Genomic DNA, 16,317 nt, shown 5'->3' with positions numbered 1-16,317 from the left:
GTGATAATCGTAGACCTCCCCCTTCCCTGATCGACGTGTTGAGGTCCGGCAACACCGTAACCGCACCTGGGAGCAGGTCCGTCCCACCAGGGCGGGTGTCAGACACGAAGCGAGTGAATCAGTAGAGCGTTGCATGAAAGTGCAGGCTTTGACCTTCGGAGGGCAAACTAATGAAGTTTAGCCATCCCCGCGAAGCCATACTTTGGTCACCGGTCATCCAGGCGAACGTCACTCGGACACCACTTTCCCGTGCGGGTCGGAGTTGCGTAGCGTTCACTGCGATCTCCGGAACCGTTGGGGAACCGGAATTGAGTGGAAGGAAGCAACCGATGAAGAGAGCCGCCTACCGCATCGCCGCCAAACTGCGCATCATCGACGGCGCCCGGCTGACCCGCCCCTACATCTACTACTAGGGATTCGAAGATCCCGCCGTTCTCCCGGCCCGTGCCGCCCTCTCGGGGCACGGGCCCCGCCCGGAAGGGGCCCCGATGACGGCCATGACCTCCGCGCCACCGGGGCCCCACGGCGGACGCGGCACCTCCAACGTCGCCGACTTCGCGCTCGACCCGCTCGCCTTCCTCACCCGTGCGGCCCGCGAGTTCGGCGACGTCGTTTCCCTCACCCCCTCGAACGTGCTCCTGGTCCACCCCGACGACATCCGCCGGGTGCTGGTGGACGGCGGCGAGAACGTCGTCAAGATCAGTGCGGGCGTCCGGCGGGGGCCCACGGGCTTTCCCCTCGCCATGATGAACAGTGAGGGTCCGGCCTGGGAGCGCAAACGCGCTCGGCTCCGTCCCGCCTTCCGCAGCGAGCGCCTGGAACACCTGGAACGCGTGGCGCGTGAGGGTGTCGCCCACACCATCGACACCTGGCGTGACGGTCAGACCATCGACGTGCACCGGGAGATGTCAGGACTGGCCATGCGGATCGGGGCCACGCACATCGCCGGGCGCGAACTCGGCGAGCGGGGCGAGACTCTGACCGCCGCCGTGGCGGCCATCATGCGGCTGACCTCGTCTCCGCGTCTTCCGGCGTGGTTGCCGACCCGCGTCAACCGGGAACTCAGGCAGTCCCTGCGGACCCTGGACGAGACCCTCGCCGCGCTGATTCGCGACCACCGGCCCACGGGTTCCGACACGGCGTTGGACCGGCTGCTGTCCGACGACCCGCCCTTCGAGGAAGTCAGAGACGAGCTCGCCACTCTCCTGATGTCGGGATACGAGACCACGGCCGACGCCCTGACATGGCTCTTCTTCGCGCTCGGGGAGCACGGTGAGGCCGACGACCGGATGGTGGACGACGGCTACGCCCTCGCGGCGGCCAAGGACCCCCTGGCACGGTCCTGGGTCTGAGCCAGTGGGTCACCCACCGCGACGAGCGGTGGTTCGCGGACCCTGAGGAGTTCCGGCCCGAACGGTGGTTCGGGCGCGGCCCGACCCCCCGCCACGCCTACTTCCCCTTCGGATCCGGCCCGAGGGGCTGTGTGGGCGCGTCGATGGCTCTGCGCGAGACTGAGGTCATCGCCAGGGAACTGCGCGCGCGGGTGCGACTGGACCTGGTCGACCCGCAGGCCGTCCGGCCGCACCCGGCACTGGCGCTTCAGCCTCGCGGGGTGCGGGCGGTCGTGCGCAAGGAGCACCTGGTGTGAAAGCGCCGCCCGGTCAGGGCGGCCGCGTCCAGGGAACGGCCCCGCCTGACGGCCCCACGGGGTCAGGGCCGGATGGCGCTGACCACGAAGAAGGGAACGGCGGCGAAAAGCCTCCCCTCGCGAGCGCGCTCGCGCTGGTCTTCGGCCCAACAGGCGGCTTGTTCCGCTGTGACCGCACCAGCTTCCTCCGCCGCCTCCGCCAGCGCCAAGAGCATGGGCAGGACCTCCTCGTCCGTGAACACGAGCACGCTCCCCTCCACTTCGATGCCGGTGAACCCCGCGTCGAGCAGCAGCGCCCGCTGGTGCCGGGGCGCGCGTGCGTCGGGCATCCGATCGGCGTAGGACCGCAGGATGGAGCGGGTGACCCCGGAGTCGGCGGCGTCCACCATGTAGGCGTCCCAATCCTGTCCGGCCAGGACGATACGGCCGCCGGGTGCCAGGACCCGGTGTGCCTCGGCCAGAGCACTCCGGGGGTCGTCCAGGGAGTGGTAGACCTTTTCCGCCCGGTACCCCTGGGCGGAGGCGTCCGCGAGCGGAAGTTCGTAGGCGTCGCCCAGGCGGAGATCCGCCTCAGGGTGACGCGAGCGCGCGGCGTCGAGCATCCGCTGGTCGAGATCGACCCCGACCACGTGCGGCCCTGCGGCGGCGATCTCGGCCACGGCCCGTCCCCCGCCGCAGCCAACGTCCACGACCGTGTCCTGCGGCCCGCAGCGCAGCAGTTCTCGGACCCGCGCGCGAAGGTCGCGGGCGAAGGGGGTGAGATCGAAGCGGTCCAGTCGGGCGAGGAGGTGGGCAGTGTCGTAACGCTGGGGAGTCTGCATAGAGGCATCCTGCTCTCCCGCTCCCGTGGGTTCAACGTTTGACGGAGAACGGGTCCGGTCCGTCGCGGTCGACCGTCGCGGTTATGTCTGATTCCAGGGTCAGCATCAGGGACAGAAATTCCAAGTTCGCCCTGATTCGGTCAACGAACATTGTTTCGATATCTGGAGGCAAGTGCATGTGGATTGGAGCGAGGCCGAAATCTCCTGCACCATGAGCCCACTTCAGGCGCGGTCGCAGGCGATGAGCGTGCCGTCGACGATCACGTACCCCCACCCCATGCGGCGTGCTCTGCGCAGGCCCTGTTCGTGGGTGGGTGCCTGCTCGGCGAGCAGGACCGTGGCCTCACGCACGTATCGCCAGGCGGTCGTGGTGCCCACCTCGAAACCGGCCGCGACCTGGGTGAATACCTCACCCTTGTGCAGATGGACCAGCACGAGCAGGGCCTGCTGTGCGGGGTCCAGGCGCCGCCATCGGGAACCGGTGTTCTTGCGGTGGGCGCGGAGGGTGCGGGCGGCCAGGTTCAAGGTCCGGCGTGACAGGGACAGGCAGGAGCGGTAGAACAGCGTGTGGAGCCTCTGGTGGGGCAGGTTTTCTTGGTCAGGCGCCGCCACACCGCACAACCCTCCCGGCACCGCGCGCCGCATCGCCGAGCGACTGCTCAACCTGTTCGATTGACGCACTTCGCCTGCCCCAGAATGTAGCTATGCGCGTCACTGCCCGAGCGTTGAGCCTGCAGCGGGAGCGCCCGGTGAGTCGACTCCACCGCTGGTTCCAGGAGAATCCGCAGTTCTTCGAGGACGGCGTCGAACTCGGCATCAACGGGGGCTGACCGGAATACTGCACGCGATGAGACGGTCCAGGGACCTGGTCGGCAGCCCCGCGCCGAACACCCGCCACCCAGGCGCGGGCCCGATCCTGGCGGCCCGCTCCCACCCCCATCATCCGTGGCTGAACACGTCGCCCTGACCTGCGCCGCACCGCCGCGCCGAAGCGGTGCGAGGTGGAGCGGGCGGATGACCACCCCTTTCTCCCAGCACCGGTCTCCGGACGAGTACCGCCTTACGAGAATGCCCACGCGAGACGAGCACCCGGGTTTGTTGACGGCATCCGCCGCAACCCAAGGTCACCGGCACTGCTCCCGCTCAAGAGCAGGCCGAAGAGTTCAGCACTGATCCATCCCCGCGTCCGCGGAGCTCACTCCTTCCCCCCGAAGTGGAAGGTGACCCGGTGCTTGGTCTGCTCGCTCATGTCGCGGGTGTAGGACGATCCTCCTGATACCGGCGCGTCGTGTCGAGGCCGCGGTGTACTGTGCGGCCACCCGTATCTGTGCCGGATGCCAGCCCGCCTCCTTGCCCGGCCCCCTGTGAGGAGAGCTCCCTGTGAACAAGACCGGATGGATCGTGTCCGCCGCGGCCGCCGTCCTCGCCCTGCTACTCGGCTTCACCGCGGGGTGGTTCAGCAATCAGGCCTACATCCGCGCCCAGCTCGAGTCCGCGTTCGAGGACATGGGCGGCGGCGCCGAGGACACCGCCGCGCCTGAGGGCATGGAGGAGATGGAGGAGTACGAGGACGAGGTGCCGCCGGCGCCGACCGCCCCACCTGCGGGGGAGCCCACCGACGGGGTGTTCGACTACGAGGTCACCGACACCCGCACCGCGGACTCCTACAACGACGACGACTGCGGCGAGCGCTACACCGCTTCGGGCGAGTTTCACGTGCTCACTATCAGCGCCGAGAACGTGGGCACGTCGCCGGCGTATCCGCCCACGGACTCCTGGACAGGGGTGTACGCTTACGCGGCGAACGGCACGGAGTTCTCGTTGCAAGCGGACATCTGTGCGTTCTCCGATGAGACCAACCCCGGCAACACCAGCGAGTACGACTTGGTGTTCGACGTCCCCGAGGGCACCGAGCTAACGGTGTTGGGCCTGGCCGCGGAGGGCGCCCCAGAGGTCGCCGCGGTCCCCGTCCCGTAGGTCGCGCGCACCCGGCCCGTTCCCGCGTGCGCGGGGAGCAGCCCTACATCACCACCATGCGCTCGTCGCCGCACCGGTGCGACGCACGCTCGCGCAGGTAGCGGTCCGGCACTTGCCGACCTTGCCCCTCACTGTGGCCTCGCGCTCCAGGAGAGAGAGGTCCTCCCTGGTGACACCGATCAGCTCCATGATGCGAATGCCGGTGTCCCGCGGCAGGAACAGGATCGCCAAGTAACTGCGCGACCACAGGTCCTCGCCCTTGACGGTCGCGAACAGCCGGGTGCTCTCGTCCTGGTTGAAGAAGGGGACCGGCCTGTCAGCGACGGAAGGCGGTTCTAGGGCGTGTTCTGAATTTCTATCGCGATCTGGGCGTTCGCCCCTCGGGCGGGCGCCCGGACCGGTAGTACAGCCCTATGGCACGTGGTGATCTGACCGATGACGAGTGGGACCTGATCGGGCCGCACCTGCCCCTGGGCACACGCGGACCCATCCCCGACCTGCGCAGCTACTTCAGCGCCATCATGTGGCGGTTCCGCAGCAGCGCCCCTTGGCGGGACGTGCCCGAACACTACGGCTCCTGGTCCACGATCTACGACCGGTCCCGCCTATGGGCCGCCACCGGCCTGTTCCAGAGGCTCATGGACGCGATGACCGCCCAAACCGCCACCCGCGACGACGTCGGCCTGGGCCTGGTCAGCGTGGACACGAGTGACGGGAAGCGAGCCCGGCACACGCCGCAGCCTCCACCAACCTCGGTACGAGACACAACGCCTCGATTCGCTGACGCAACCAGTCTGGAAGATGGTCGAGATGTTCCTGGGCTTCGTCCTGGGAATCCAGGCCTGACCGACGTGCTCGACGGCGTTTGCCCTCTGCCGTTCGCGGGAGTTCGAGCTGGAACGCCCACTCCCCGTGGCGAGGGTTCCAGGCCCCGTCATCCCTCTTCAACCGGGGGCACTTCGTCCCCAGGAGCTTGCCCGTGGCCTCGTCGCGGCGCCCGCAGCGTTTGAACACCGACCCGTCATGAGAAGCCATCTACGGCCTCGCTTTCGTCTTGCCCTCACCGCGCGCACCGCACCCGCACCCGTCACCGCGGTGGAAGACGGACGTGCCCCTTCGCCTCCGCGCCCGTTCTTGGCGTCGGCGGTATGAATCACCCTGACCCGAGGTATTCCGACGGTCGCCGCATGCCGGATATGAGGGAGGCCCGGGTCTGCGCCGGGGACCGCCGCCGGCGGTCAGGTCGCGAAGCGGCTCCGTCTGCGCTGAAGGGTGGGCTGTCGCGGTCGCACCCGGCTTTCGTGCGCCGTGGACGCGGGCATACTGAGCCCGCACGGCCCGACGCTGAGAAGGGAGACGCAAGTGTTCTTCTTCTACAACTCCAGGATGGGATGCGTGGGATCGCTGCTGGCCTCGATCGCCCTGACCGCGGTGCTGCTGCTGGCGCTGCGCGCATGCGGATGGCTGTGAACGCCGCGCACGGAAGCGCGGGCCCGGCACCGAGACCGGGCCCGGCGCCTCGGAGACCTTGACCCGGGTGAACGTCGAGCGAACGGCAAGGTCGGCCCGTGTCTCGCACCGGCCGCACGTGATCGAGAACAGAGGATGGCTCCATCGCCAACGCGAAATGGAGACGTCCGTGACAGCCAGGGCCCTGCTCGCCTCCACACTCTCTTCCACGGTGCTGTTGACCGTGCTGGGCGCCGCTCCCGCGGCCGCCGACACCGTCCCCTCGCCCACGTACCGGTACAACACCTTCGAGCGCCCGGCCGCGGGCGGCGCCTACACCCTGGCGGAGTGGGAGAAGGACGGGTGGTACGCCCCCCACGAGGTGGGGATGGACGAGCGCACCCTCATCGACGACTCGGTCCCGGCCCACACGGGCGAGAAGTCCCTGCGCGTGTTCTACCCCGAGGGGAAGATCGGACCGCGCGACTCCGGCGCCCTGGCGCCGTTCAGGCTCACCCCGGCGCACGAGTACCACCTGTCCTACTGGGCGCGCCTCAGCGAGGACTTCAGCTGGGGCAGCACCTCGTTCGGCGGAAAACTCGGGCTGGGCCTGGCCGGGGGCGCGGCGTGCTCCGGAGGGCAGTTCTGCGACGGCGAGAACGGCTTCACCTCGCGCATGATCTGGCGCCGGGACGGCCGGGCGTCCGTGTACTACTACCACATGGACAAAGAGGGGAAGTACGGCGACGACGCGGTCCTGCGCGTCGACGGCGCCGACGTCCACTATCCCCGGGGTGAGTGGGTGAACATCGTCCAGCGGCTCAGGATCAACACGGTGACCGACGGCCGGGCCAACCCCGACGGTGAGATCGAGGTCTTCTACAACGGCGAGTCCGCCGCCCTGGTCACCGGCCTGCGCCTGGTGTCCAACGACGACCTGGTGGACAAGGCCTACTTCTCGACCTTCTTCGGCGGCTCCACCGAGAAGTTCGCACCGGCCACCGGCAGCTACGTCTGGTACGACGATCTGGAGGTGTCCACGTCGCGCGCCGACGTCTGCGACCTCCCGGGCTGCCGCTGAGCCGTCACGGCTCCGTCCGGTCCCTTCGCGTTCCGCGGGCGGCCGCCCGCCCCGAAGGCCCGCGGCGCTCCCGCGCCCCCGCGCCCCCGCACGAAGAGACCGGGGGAGGCGGTCCGCCTCCCCCGGTTGCCCGGCGGTGCCGCGGCACGCTCTACAGCCGCGCCTTGAGCAACTGCTTGGCCCGGGCGGCGCGCTCGCGGTCCTGCTTCTGCACCTGGTTGAAGAACTCGACGAGCTCCTCGTCACCGCTGTCCTTGGCGTCCCGGATGTAGCGATCGACCGTGTCGCCCTCCTGGAGCACGTGGTACAGCACGCTCACCATGTCGTAGTGCTTGTCCCGCGTACCCATCGCCTGCTCGGCGGAGCTGCTCATGTTCTCTCCCTGGGTATGTCTCGTCTCTTTCGGCCTACATGCGGTCCGCTGCCCCGGACGGGAGACGGAAAACGGTGCACGGGGGTCAAATTCTCACCATGGCGCGGTCGGGCGCGTGGGCCGCGGGAACGGCCTCACGTCCCTTCCTCGGCCTGGACGTCGGCCGTACCGGGCCCGTGGTCGGGCATGGCCGAGCGGGCCTGCGCCTCCCGGTGCAGGCGCAGGAACTCCAGGTGCCGCTCGTACTCGTCGAGGATGTTCCCGATGAGCTGGTCCTTGGTGTAGCCCATCACGTCGTAGCCCTGGCTTCCCTCGGTGAGGTAGACCTCGAAGCGCACGTAGGTGTCGTGCTCGGCGAGCGAGCGCATGGCGAAGGCGGGGGTGGGCACCACGATGGGCCACACCCGGTAGGTGAACTCCTCCTCCGAGCCCATCGGGACCCTCAGTTCCAGGTGCGGGATCCCGACCTTCTCGTCGACACCTTCGGTCACCGTCGCCTCCGCGCCCTCCTCACGCAGCCCTTCGGCGACGTCCTCCAACGCGGGGCGGCACACCTCTCGGACGAACTTGGTGGCCGCGCGCTTGCCGGGGAAGCTCACCGCCCTCGTGATCCGCTGGCGCCAGTTGCGCTCCGCGCCCCGGCGGTCGACCGCGGTCCGGTCCGACAGCGAGGACGACAGGGTCGTGCGGAACGCGTCCTGCCGGAACCTCTCGACCCGCAGCGCCTTGTACAGCCCCCAGATGATCAGGAGCATCACGAACGAGAACGGCAGCCCCATGATGATGGTCGCGCTGGTCAGCGCGTCCAACCCGCCGACCAGGAGCATGGCGAGGGTCAGCAGGCCGGTCGCCGACGCCCAGAAGATGCGCAGCCACGCCGGCGCGTCGGTGATCGGTGTCGGCAGGTGTGAGCTGAGGTTGCCCATCACCAGCGCGCCGGAGTCGGCCGAGGTGACGTAGAGGAGCAGGCCGACGACCGTCGCGAGTCCGGCGCTGAACAGCACGCCCGGATACTGCGTGAGCAGTGTGTAGAACCCTCGTTCGGGTTCGTTCATGGCGAGCTGCCCGAACTCCATGTTGCCCTGGCGCACGATACTCAGGGCGCTGTTGCCGAAGATCGACAGGAACGTCAGCGTGTACAGCAGCGGGACCACCAGGGTCGCCGTCACGAACTGCCGAATGGTGCGGCCGCGCGAGATCCTGGCGAGGAAGAGGCCGACGAAGGGCGCCCAGGCGACCCACCAGGCCCAGAAGAACAGCGTCCAGTCGTTGAGCCAGGCGATCGGCGGGTCGTAGGCGAAGGTGTTCAGCGTCATCGAGGGGAACCGGCTGACGTAGTCGCCGATGTTCAGCACGAGGGCGTTGAGCAGCTGGATGGGATTTTCGAAGACCAGTACGTAGAGCATCAGGACGATGGCGAGCACGACGTTGAGCTGCGACAGCCGCCGGATGCCCCGGTCGACGCCCGCCACCGCCGACACCGTGGCCACGAGCACGGCGACCAGGATCAGGCCGATCTGCGCCGCCGTCCCCTCGGGGATACCGAAGAGGAAGTTCAGCCCATAGTTGAGCTGGACGACGCCGATGCCCAGCGACACGGAGATACCGAAGATCGTGCCGATGATGGCCGCCAGGTCGACCGCGTCACCGATGCGGCCGTGGATGCGCTTGCCGATCAGCGGATACAGGGCCGAGCGGATGGCCAGGGGGAGGTGGTAGCGGAACGAGAAGTAGCCGAGGGCCATGCCCATCAGCGCGTACATCGCCCACCCGGTGATGCCGTAGTGGAAGAGCGTCCACACCACGCCCTGTCGCGCCGCCTCGACGGTCTGCGCGTCGCCCTCGGGAGGAGCCAGGTAGTGGGTGACCGGCCCGGCAACGGAGAAGAACATCAGGTCGATGCCGATCCCCGCCGCGAACAGCATGGCGGCCCACGCGAACACCCCGTAGTCCGGCCGGGAGTGCTGGGGGCCGAGCTTGATCGTGCCGTAACGGGAGATCGCGACGAACACGACGAACCCCAGGTACAGGGTGGCGGCGAGGAAGTAGTACCAGCCGAACACCTGGCTGATCCACCCCACGACGGTGCCGATCACGTACTCGGCGCCCGTCGGAGTGATGATCGCCCAGATCGAGAGCGCGAGGATCAGGATCGACGAGCCGAAGAACACGGCCGGTTTGAGCTGGCTCCGTCCGGGATCGGCCTGCTCCAGATCCGCCGGCGTCGCCGGTTTCGCCGTACCGTCCTGACGGTTCTGTCCTCCGTCATCGGTGGCCACCGATCTCACCTCTCGTTCCTGCGGTGCCGGGAGTGGCTTCCCGCGGGCTGCGGTGACGGGGGCGCCGAGGAGGGGACCGGGGGTCTTTCGCGACCGCGGCCGCCCACCGCGCCCGGGAGCGCGCAGCGTCGGCGCGGACCGCGCAGCCCTGTCCGGCTCCCGCCTAGGTGCCGTCCCGGCGCCGCGAGGCCGGCGGGAAGCGAACCATGGGACTCAGGTAGTCCACTGCGCCATCCTCACCGATCGTCCGTCAAGGGGCCCGTAACCCGCGCGCGGCGGCGTGGCGTGTCGTCCGCGGCCGCGCGACGGGAGCGGGACTGCCCCGGACAGCGAGCCGGCCGTCGTGCCTATGTCATGAGCAAACTCGGCGGCGTGTACCTCGTCCACGAATGGGCCCACCGACTGCCCGACGGCATCGGCATCGTCTCCTACAACCCCAGCCTCGTGGTCGGAACCGGTCTCGCCCGCGAGACCGGCGGGGCCTTCCCTTTCCTGAAGGGTCATCCCGCTGCTCGCGGTCACGCCCCTGGTGGAGACCCCCGTCCCGGCGGGCAGGAAACTCGCCGACGCCGTCCTCGGCGCCGCCCCCGCCGCGACCGGCGCCTACATTCACCGCAAACAGGCCACGGCCTCATCCGCCGAGTCCTACGACACCGATCGCGAACGAGCCCTCTGGAATCGGTTGGAGCAGGTCCAGCGGACGACCGCCTGAGGCCGCCGGGAGCGCCTGCGGCATTCGCCGGTCGGCGAGCACGGCGGCCAACAGGATCGGGAACCCTCTTGTACGGTCCTCTTCGGGAACCCGTCACCCGCTGCCCGCCGACCGGACACGGACAGCGCACACCCTGGTGCGCATGTTCAGGCCTATGCTCGCCCTCACCGCAACCCTCGTGATCCCCCTCGCCGGCCTCAGTGCCCCCGCGCACGCCCAGACCCGACACGACTTCGACCTCCAAGCACACCGCGGAGGTGTGGGGCTCGTCGTCGAGAGCACGATCCCGGCGTTCGAGAACGCGCTCCAGCTCGGCGTCAGCACACTGGAACTCGACATCCAGATCACCAAGGACGGCGAGGCCGTCGTCACACACGACCGGCGGATCAGCGATCACAACTGCCAGGACACCGGGCCCGCCTTCCCCGACGACCCGCAGTACCCCTACGTCGGCTCCTACATCAAGGACCTGACCCTGGACCAGGTGCGCACACTGGACTGCGGCTCACGGCAGCACCCGAACCACCCGGACCAGCAGGTCGTGCCCGGTGAGCGGATGGCCCTGCTCAGCGAGGTGTTCGACCTCATCCACCAGTACCGTGCCTACGGCGTCGACCTCAACATCGAGACCAAGGTCGAGGCGGGCGCACCCGAGCAGACCGCCCCGCGTGAGGAATTCGTCGATGTCGTCATCCGCGAGATCCGCGACGCGCGCATGCTGCGTCAGGTCAGCATCCAGAGCTTCGACTGGGGCGCCCTGATGCTGGTGCGCGAACGCGAACCGTTCCTGCCGATCGTCGCCCTCACCAACTACACCTTCCTCGAGGTGGACCAGCCCGGGGCCTCGCCTTGGCTGGGCGGCATCGACATCGACGACTTCGACGGCGATCCCCTGCTCGCCGTCCGGTCGTTCGACGCCGACGCCTTCTCGCCCGTGCACGGCTTTCCCCAGGGCGGGACCGTCGACGACCCCGGCTACGAGCCCTACGTGACCGCGGACATGGTGAACCGGGCCCATGAGCTGGGGATCGACGTCATCCCGTGGACGGTCAACGACCCCGCCACTATGCAGTCCCTGGTCGACGCCGGTGTCGACGGGCTGATCACCGACTACCCGGACCGGCTGCGCGACGTCATGGCCGACAACGAACTGCGGCTCCCCAGGCCGCTTCGCGAACCCGGGCGCCACTGACCGAGCCGACCCCGCCGAATCCGGAAGCCGCGCTGGGGGGAGGGCGGCCCACGCGGGTCCAGGGCCCCTCCCCCGGCGCCGTGACACCCTGGCACCGTGGCATTCTGGCACCATGGCCATCGATGTGCGCCCGGCCTCGGCCTTCGAGGACGTCCGAACCCTGGTAGGCCCCAAGTCGCCCGGGGCCAACGTCTGCTGGTGCCTGAGCTACCGCATCCCGTCCAAGCTCAACAAAGAGCTCCGCGGTCCCGACCGCGGTGAGTACGTGGCGGAACTGTGCCGCGGGGATCCCCCGCCCGGGGTGCTCGCCTACGACGGCGACGAACCGGTGGGATGGGCGGCCGTGGCGCCGCGTTCGACGACCTCCTTCGCTCGGAACCGAAAGATTCCGCACGTCGACGACCTGCCGGTCTGGTCCCTGTGGTGTATCCGGGTGCGCCCCGGACACCGCAGACAGGGGATTTCGCACGCCCTGATCGCCGGGGCCGTTGAGTTCGCCCGCTCCCACGGCGCACCCGCGGTGGAGGCCTACCCCCTGGACAACGGAGGCGCCAGGGTCGACCTGACGATGGCCTACCCCGGGCTCAGGAGGAACTTCGAGCGTGCCGGGTTCACCCACGCCGCCGACACGACCTCGGTTCTGTCCGGCCATCCCCGCGTCCTGATGCGGCGGAACCTGCGGTCGGCCCCCTGAGCCAGGCGGTCCGCCCCGGGCGGCCCAGCCCGGGGGCGCACCGCTCGCCCCGAGGGGCACACCGCGTGTCCACTGACACGGAGGGTCGTCGCGGTCGATGTCCACGGTCGGCGCAGTGGGGCATCCCCAATGCCTGCGACGTCACCCCGAGACCACTCGCGTGCACAGGGATCAGACGCCCAGGAACTCCAGCTCAGGGTTGTACAGGGGCCCATCCCCGCGCGCGGGGAGCAGTCTCCCTCTTCATGGTGCGCCTCGTGCGGTCGGGGCCCATTCCCGCGTGCGCGAGGAGCAGTCTGCACGACCTGCAATTTCACCAACCCGGGATGCCGAATTTCACAACTTCCAGAAAATCAAACACAAGAAACGAGGCCAACAGAGGTGGTCGAGCTGCTCCCCCACCCCGCCTGACGATCATCGAGTGACGAAAGACAATCCCTTCAAGTCGATCACGTATTCTGGCCTTCTGGATTGCGCTTCATGATTCGGGAGATATCCGGTGAAATTTCTAGGCGGGCGTGAAGTCCCCGACGAATACGCAGAGAACCCTTACATCTTGGAGTGGTGGACGAAGGAGCATGATGCAGCCGTTCGCACCCTGATAGCAAGGTACGGCTGGTTGTTCGTCAGCTACACCCATGATGTCGTCGAGAAGATGACCGACCCTAAGATCATCGATCGCTGGAGATCCAAGGATCCCTTATGCGACAGGTACGCCTACTACAACCTCATCGGTGGTTTCGCACTGGCCCGGGCACAGGTACTGGGTTACGCGCGGGAGATGGAACCACCCCGAAGCCTGACCTGTGAGGCCTGTGGCACAGGATTCCAGGAAGTCGACTCCAGCCACAGGACTATTCGCTATGTAGGCGGCAGAGTCGGTCTCCGATGCTGTGACCCCTGCTTCCGGGGAATCTTCTTCGAGGAAGCCTGGGACTACGAGGCGGACAAGGGCAAGGTCGACAGGTACATGGTCGAACTCGCTCGCGCCCTGGGCCGTGTGCCCAGCCAGGGCTGGGAGCGATCAGTGGCCTGGTCCGACATCACACGGTCGAGGCTCGCCGCGCTCGTGGAGCTCTGCGCCCAGGGGCGCCCGAGCACCGCGTCGGTCAAGAAGCAGTACGGGAGCTGGTTGGCGGCACTGATCGCAACGGGGGTGCTGCCCAACGGAGCCCACAAGGGTGTTTTCGGGATCCGCACCCTGGCCAAGGATGGTCACGTGTGCAACTCCCTCGCGGAGAAGACCATTGACGACTGGCTCTCTGACAACGGATTCGAACACACCAAGGAACCCCGGTATCCGGACAGCCAGATGAGAGCCGACTTCAAGGTGGGTGGAACCCTGATCGAGTACTTCGGACTGATCGGCAGGTCCGAGTACGACGAAAAGGTCAAACTGAAACGCGCCCTGGCCAGGAAACACGGGATCAAGCTCATCGAGATTCAACCCAAGGACATGGCGTCCTGGGACCGCTACCAGGCCCGGCTGGCCAAGATCCTCGGCTGACCCGGGATCTTGTTCGGTATGCCTGCAATGATCAGATGTCTTGTACCTGCTGCGATGGACTCTGTAATGCGATCTTGGCCCGCTGCCACGAGGCTGTGGTAGATGCGCCGGTCATGCGCGTAACCCCAAGCCCGGAGCACATACATCGAGAGTCCATCAGGAGCAGTGATGCGCACGATCGGGATCGGCCTGGCCGTTGCGGCCAGCAATACCGCGGCCGCTGAGATCACGTGGGGCGACCACGGCGCCACCGTCGGCCCAGCGCGCCAGGGATGCACTGATCAGGAGATCCTGGACCTGCTGAGCAGCCTGGGTCCAGGCGACCGTGCCGGTATCGACTGCCCCTTCGGCTGGCCGGTCGACTTCGCCGAAGCCGTATACGCGCATACCCACCAGCGCCCCTGGCCCGGGCGCGGCCGGGACCGTGCGAAGCACTATGCGGGGTTGCGGTTGCGCCGCACCGATCTGCGTGTGCGCCAGGTGGCCGGTGGCCGTCCGTTGTCGGTGTCCTTCGACAAGTTGGGAGCTACCGCCGCTCGCTGGCACAGTGGTGGAGGTGTATCCGGCGGCTTCCCGCACCCAGTGGGGGCTGGGGCCCGGGCGCAGTATGCGAGAACTCCTGGAATCGGCCCCGTGGTTGGAGTGCTCCAAGGAGCATCGGCGTGCCTATGACGCCAGCGAGCACGCTTTCGATGCCCTGATCGCGGCTTTGACCGCGCGTGCCGCTGCCCTGGACCTCACCGCCCGACCTGAGGGCGAGGAAATCGCCCTGGCCGAGCTGGAGGGATGGATTCACCTTCCCGAGCGCGAAAGCCTGACGCGCCTGGGCTGAGCGAGCGCCGCGAGGTGTCGGGCGCAAACGTGGTCGTCCACGGCATTGAGCAGGTCTCCCGTGCTGGCACACCCCGAAGCGTCCGTGGGAGCTGGGCTCGGTGGCTGGTCACCGGTCCAGGACCGGGATGCTCAACAGCCGGAAGTCGCCCCGGCGGCCCTCCAGGCGCGAGTAGCCCGACCAGGCGCACCTGTATGCGCCGCGCAGCCGGATGGGATCGGTGCGGCCCTTCATGGTGCCCGAGCCGGTGTAGGGCCCCCATGCCCGGACCCCCGAGAGCTGGCTGCCCTCATAGACACGGAAGGCGTCGGCGTTGGTGGCCCGGCCATGGTCGGGACGGCTCCAGTAACTCGGCTCATTGGACAGCACCAGCACGCCGCCGCTCCAGCCCGGTGCGTGGCCGGTCAGCTGTTCCACGCGGCTGATGTCCTTGACCACGTCGTAGCCCCGGATGTCCTGGGCGCCCTGGTTCGCCAGTTCGAAGCGCTCGCCCCCTACCGCCCCGCTCCAGGCGGCCTTGAGGTATTTCAGTTCCAGCGCCAAGTGCCGGTTCTGTTCGGGGACGGAGATCAACAGGTCCAGGTGTCCCACGGCGGTCTTGACCTCCAGCCGCACCCGGAGAGAGGGCTCGAACAGGTGCGCCGTCCAGGCCAGGGCGTGCTGGAAGTCCGCCTCGGAGTGAAACACCGGCCGCTTCCGCTTCAACTCCTCGAGCCAGGCCCCGACACGCAGTCCCCAGTAACCAGCCATGCCGGAGAACCTAGCGGGCGCTAAGCACGCGGGGAAAGCCGCTTCACCTCAGGGCCCGGCCACAGGCAGAAAACCCCCACCCGGAGGGACACCGAACCCGTCCCGTGCACCCACCGCGACCAGCACACACTCGTGCTCCACTGCCCCATCTGTCGTTGCTTCTATGGCACCTGAGCAGGAGCCACCGCCAAACCCGGGCGAGTGACGGGAGGCGATCCCGGCACCCAACACCGTTGTTTTAAGGTGTTGGGGACAGGGGCGCGCGGCCCGGCTCCACCGAGTCGCAACCATCGCGAACCTCAATCCGCCACTGCTTCGCTGATGTCGGCCCACCGGCCCTGGTGGCACCATGGGCACATGGAAATCACGTGGCCGGAACGTCGGCAGGACGTGTTGAACGCACTCGATGTGCTGGCAGCGGAGGTCCATAGAGCCGAGTCCGATCGGAACCAGACGACGCCGACTCTGACTGACGCTGTGCACTGGTTGATCGACGACACCTTCTGGGATGTACGCGACCCGGCAGAGGACATTGGCGCGCTCCTCCTCGATGAGCACGAAGCGAACGCCATCCGCTCCGTGGTCGCTTCGGTCGAGGTCATCGCTCGCCGACAGGGCACCACCGCGTCGGACGCGCTGTGGTTCGACGATCCGGAATGGCCGCTAGTGACGAGCCGCGCCGCGCGGGCGGCTTCTGAGTTGCGCGGTTTCGCAAGGTAAATCAGCCGGCGCTTCGCGGACCGATTCGTTCGGCGTCAGCCCGATGGCCTCATGTTTCGCGTGTCGGACCGTCGCACCTGCTGGTGTTCGGTCATGGGCGTGGTGACCGATGGCCGAAACAGTCGGGCGCAGGACCTGGGCATCCACGCCCTGCCGAGTACCCGGCACTGTGGGCCTACGCACGCGACCTCTATGCGGTCCGCTCAGCCGCTTTCCGCGCCGCCTCCAACAGGACAATGCCGCCCGGACCCGACACCGCCTTCGACGGCCACCCGGTTCTCA

General features: G+C 68.1%; 20 protein-coding genes and 1 pseudogene. 14 read left to right on the top strand and 7 right to left on the bottom strand.

From position 1 onward, the window contains the following. Positions 1 to 308 precede the first annotated feature (308 nt). The 4 genes and pseudogenes from DFP74_RS34500 (at position 309) to DFP74_RS34490 (ending at position 1,648) form a co-directional block, all read left to right on the top strand. The gene (locus DFP74_RS34500; protein WP_233571072.1) at positions 309 to 413 is read left to right on the top strand and encodes a cittilin family RiPP precursor; all 105 of its coding nucleotides are present in this window, start codon (positions 309 to 311) and stop codon (positions 411 to 413) included. 75 nt (positions 414 to 488) lie between these two features. Continuing rightward, on the top strand, positions 489 to 1,352 hold the full coding sequence (locus DFP74_RS20755; RefSeq protein WP_233571071.1) for a cytochrome P450: 864 nt from the start codon (positions 489 to 491) through the stop codon (positions 1,350 to 1,352). Then, positions 1,343 to 1,474 (top strand): annotated as a pseudogene (locus DFP74_RS34495) (cytochrome P450); the annotation flags it as partial. The gene DFP74_RS20755 and the pseudogene DFP74_RS34495, both read left to right, overlap by 10 nt. 9 nt (positions 1,475 to 1,483) lie before the next feature. Further along, entirely contained in the window at positions 1,484 to 1,648 is a 165-nt protein-coding gene (locus DFP74_RS34490) for a hypothetical protein (protein ID WP_233571070.1), read from the top strand. A gap of 62 nt (positions 1,649 to 1,710) precedes the next feature. Here DFP74_RS34490 and DFP74_RS20750 read toward each other — a convergent pair whose 3' ends face one another. Both DFP74_RS20750 and DFP74_RS20745 read right to left on the bottom strand, forming a co-directional pair. Beyond that, a complete protein-coding gene (locus tag DFP74_RS20750) occupies positions 1,711 to 2,469 on the bottom strand; it encodes a methyltransferase domain-containing protein (RefSeq protein ID WP_121183903.1) in 759 nt (252 codons plus the stop codon). Positions 2,470 to 2,691: 222 nt separating this feature from the next. After that, positions 2,692 to 3,081: a transposase family protein gene (locus DFP74_RS20745; RefSeq protein WP_233571069.1), complete on the bottom strand. Its 390-nt coding sequence runs from the start codon at positions 3,079 to 3,081 to the stop codon at positions 2,692 to 2,694. A 92-nt stretch (positions 3,082 to 3,173) separates the two neighbouring features. Here DFP74_RS20745 and DFP74_RS34940 point away from each other — a divergent pair, with 92 nt between their 5' ends. Both DFP74_RS34940 and DFP74_RS20740 read left to right on the top strand, forming a co-directional pair. Then, complete coding sequence (locus DFP74_RS34940; protein WP_255499581.1) at positions 3,174 to 3,299, top strand: hypothetical protein; 126 nt, start codon at positions 3,174 to 3,176, stop codon at positions 3,297 to 3,299. Positions 3,300 to 3,849: 550 nt separating this feature from the next. After that, positions 3,850 to 4,446, top strand: coding sequence for a hypothetical protein (locus tag DFP74_RS20740; RefSeq protein ID WP_121183901.1), 597 nt, complete (start codon positions 3,850 to 3,852; stop codon positions 4,444 to 4,446). A gap of 48 nt (positions 4,447 to 4,494) precedes the next feature. Here DFP74_RS20740 and DFP74_RS20735 read toward each other — a convergent pair whose 3' ends face one another. After that, the gene (locus tag DFP74_RS20735; RefSeq protein WP_158613033.1) at positions 4,495 to 4,677 is read right to left on the bottom strand and encodes a hypothetical protein; all 183 of its coding nucleotides are present in this window, start codon (positions 4,675 to 4,677) and stop codon (positions 4,495 to 4,497) included. A 182-nt stretch (positions 4,678 to 4,859) separates the two neighbouring features. Between DFP74_RS20735 and DFP74_RS35205 the strand changes: the two genes are divergently transcribed. Both DFP74_RS35205 and DFP74_RS20715 read left to right on the top strand, forming a co-directional pair. Further along, positions 4,860 to 5,456: a transposase gene (locus tag DFP74_RS35205; protein WP_158613032.1), complete on the top strand. Its 597-nt coding sequence runs from the start codon at positions 4,860 to 4,862 to the stop codon at positions 5,454 to 5,456. A 629-nt stretch (positions 5,457 to 6,085) separates the two neighbouring features. Then, entirely contained in the window at positions 6,086 to 6,976 is an 891-nt protein-coding gene (locus tag DFP74_RS20715) for a polysaccharide lyase (protein ID WP_121183895.1), read from the top strand. A gap of 151 nt (positions 6,977 to 7,127) precedes the next feature. Here DFP74_RS20715 and DFP74_RS20710 read toward each other — a convergent pair whose 3' ends face one another. Continuing rightward, positions 7,128 to 7,349 (bottom strand): hypothetical protein, encoded by a 222-nt coding sequence (locus tag DFP74_RS20710; protein WP_121183893.1) that lies wholly within the window; start codon positions 7,347 to 7,349, stop codon positions 7,128 to 7,130. A 134-nt stretch (positions 7,350 to 7,483) separates the two neighbouring features. Continuing rightward, positions 7,484 to 9,628 carry a choline BCCT transporter BetT gene (gene betT / locus DFP74_RS20705; RefSeq protein ID WP_305037061.1) on the bottom strand — a complete coding sequence of 715 codons (2,145 nt, stop codon included), beginning with the start codon at positions 9,626 to 9,628 and terminating at the stop codon, positions 7,484 to 7,486. A gap of 529 nt (positions 9,629 to 10,157) precedes the next feature. Between betT and DFP74_RS20700 the strand changes: the two genes are divergently transcribed. From DFP74_RS20700 to DFP74_RS20685, 4 genes are all read left to right on the top strand, one after another. Next, positions 10,158 to 10,340 (top strand): hypothetical protein, encoded by a 183-nt coding sequence (locus tag DFP74_RS20700; protein WP_121183891.1) that lies wholly within the window; start codon positions 10,158 to 10,160, stop codon positions 10,338 to 10,340. A 142-nt stretch (positions 10,341 to 10,482) separates the two neighbouring features. Continuing rightward, positions 10,483 to 11,532 carry a glycerophosphodiester phosphodiesterase family protein gene (locus DFP74_RS20695; RefSeq protein ID WP_233571068.1) on the top strand — a complete coding sequence of 350 codons (1,050 nt, stop codon included), beginning with the start codon at positions 10,483 to 10,485 and terminating at the stop codon, positions 11,530 to 11,532. A gap of 112 nt (positions 11,533 to 11,644) precedes the next feature. Continuing rightward, positions 11,645 to 12,226: a GNAT family N-acetyltransferase gene (locus tag DFP74_RS20690; protein ID WP_121183888.1), complete on the top strand. Its 582-nt coding sequence runs from the start codon at positions 11,645 to 11,647 to the stop codon at positions 12,224 to 12,226. A 499-nt stretch (positions 12,227 to 12,725) separates the two neighbouring features. Then, positions 12,726 to 13,733: a hypothetical protein gene (locus DFP74_RS20685; RefSeq protein ID WP_147453894.1), complete on the top strand. Its 1,008-nt coding sequence runs from the start codon at positions 12,726 to 12,728 to the stop codon at positions 13,731 to 13,733. A 156-nt stretch (positions 13,734 to 13,889) separates the two neighbouring features. On the opposite strand, the gene DFP74_RS35200 is transcribed toward DFP74_RS20685, so the two are convergent. Beyond that, entirely contained in the window at positions 13,890 to 14,126 is a 237-nt protein-coding gene (locus DFP74_RS35200; RefSeq protein ID WP_199725728.1) for a hypothetical protein, read from the bottom strand. A 43-nt stretch (positions 14,127 to 14,169) separates the two neighbouring features. Between DFP74_RS35200 and DFP74_RS35195 the strand changes: the two genes are divergently transcribed. Next, complete coding sequence (locus DFP74_RS35195; RefSeq protein ID WP_370013408.1) at positions 14,170 to 14,565, top strand: DUF429 domain-containing protein; 396 nt, start codon at positions 14,170 to 14,172, stop codon at positions 14,563 to 14,565. Between the two features lie 108 nt (positions 14,566 to 14,673). On the opposite strand, the gene DFP74_RS20675 is transcribed toward DFP74_RS35195, so the two are convergent. Beyond that, a complete protein-coding gene (locus tag DFP74_RS20675) occupies positions 14,674 to 15,315 on the bottom strand; it encodes a hypothetical protein (protein WP_147453893.1) in 642 nt (213 codons plus the stop codon). Between the two features lie 357 nt (positions 15,316 to 15,672). On the opposite strand from DFP74_RS20675, the gene DFP74_RS20670 reads away from it, so the two are divergent. Next, positions 15,673 to 16,035 (top strand): hypothetical protein, encoded by a 363-nt coding sequence (locus DFP74_RS20670; protein WP_199725726.1) that lies wholly within the window; start codon positions 15,673 to 15,675, stop codon positions 16,033 to 16,035. The last annotated feature ends 282 nt before the right edge of the window (positions 16,036 to 16,317 follow it).

This window comes from Nocardiopsis sp. Huas11 (assembly GCF_003634495.1).
Taxonomy (GTDB): Bacteria; Actinomycetota; Actinomycetes; order Streptosporangiales; family Streptosporangiaceae; genus Nocardiopsis.
Note: the sequence above shows the minus strand (reverse complement) of the source record. Positions and strands in the feature narration are given on the sequence as shown.